Annotated in this window: 2 protein-coding genes; both read left to right on the top strand. The window is 74.5% G+C overall.

The features are described 5' to 3' along the window. The coding region (locus tag ACFQ36_RS22840) for an ABC transporter permease (RefSeq protein WP_377017876.1) at positions 1 to 802 on the top strand (802 nt) is incomplete at its 5' end. Beyond that, positions 799 to 1,133, top strand: a 335-nt coding sequence (locus ACFQ36_RS22835) for an ATP-binding cassette domain-containing protein (protein WP_377017874.1), incomplete at its 3' end; no start/stop codon positions are given. The genes ACFQ36_RS22840 and ACFQ36_RS22835, both read left to right, overlap by 4 nt.

Genomic DNA, 1,133 nt, shown 5'->3' with positions numbered 1-1,133 from the left:
GGCCGGCTGCCCGGGGATGCCGCCGTGGCTTTTCGTGCCCGCGGCCCTGGGCTTCCTGGCCGTGGTGCTGGCGCTGGCGGCGATGGCCGCCCGCGTCAACTGGCCCGAGTTCGTCCCGCTGGTGACCTCCGGGCCGTCGCTGACGGCCCTGGCCCTGAGCCTGCGCACCGCCGCGGCCAGCACCCTGCTGTGCCTTCTCCTGGGCATTCCGACGGCGCTGGTGCTCGCCCGCTCGCACTTCCCCGGACAGCAGCTGCTGCGGGCCCTGGTCCTGCTGCCGCTGGTGCTCCCGCCGGTGGTCGGCGGCATCGCGCTGCTGTATACCTTCGGCCGCCGCGGGCTGCTCGGCCAGACCTTGGAACTGCTGGGGATCCAGATCGCCTTTTCGACGGCGGCGGTGGTGCTGGCGCAGACCTTCGTGGCGCTGCCGTTCCTGGTGGTCAGCCTCGAGGGCGCGCTGCGCACGGCCGGGCACCGCTACGAGGCGGTGGCCGCCACCCTGGGGGCCGGCCCGACGACAGTGCTGACCCGGGTGACCCTCCCGCTGATCCTGCCGGGGCTGGCCTCGGGTGCGGTGCTGTCCTTCGCCCGTGCGCTCGGCGAATTCGGCGCCACGCTCACCTTCGCCGGCAGCCTCGAGGGCGTGACCCGGACCCTGCCGCTGGAGATCTACCTGCAGCGCGAGACGGATCCGGACGCGGCGGTGGCCCTGTCCCTGGTGCTGGTGGCCGTCGCCGCCGCCGTCGTCGGGCTGTCCTACCGCAGGACGCTCGCCGGTGCCCTCACGGCAGGTACGCGGTGACGTTCCAGGTCGAAGCGGCGGTCGCTGCCCGGGACTTCGAGGTGTCCCTGGCCGTGGAACCAGGCGAAACCGTCGCGGTCCTCGGCCCCAACGGCGCGGGCAAGTCCACCCTGCTGTCCGTCATCGCCGGACTGCTGCGCCCGGATGCCGGCCGGGCCGTACTGGACGGCAGGACGCTCTTCGAGCTGCCCGGCGGCAGCTGGCTGGCACCACACCGGCGCGGCACCGCGCTGCTGGCCCAGGAGCCGCTGCTCTTCCCGCACCTGAGCGTGCTGGAGAACGTGGCCTTCGGGCCGCGCAGCGCCGGAGCGGACCGGCGCGGCGCCCGGGA

The sequence above is a fragment of the Arthrobacter sp. GCM10027362 genome (assembly GCF_042679445.1).
Classification (GTDB): domain Bacteria; phylum Actinomycetota; class Actinomycetes; order Actinomycetales; family Micrococcaceae; genus Crystallibacter.
Note: the sequence above shows the minus strand (reverse complement) of the source record. Positions and strands in the feature narration are given on the sequence as shown.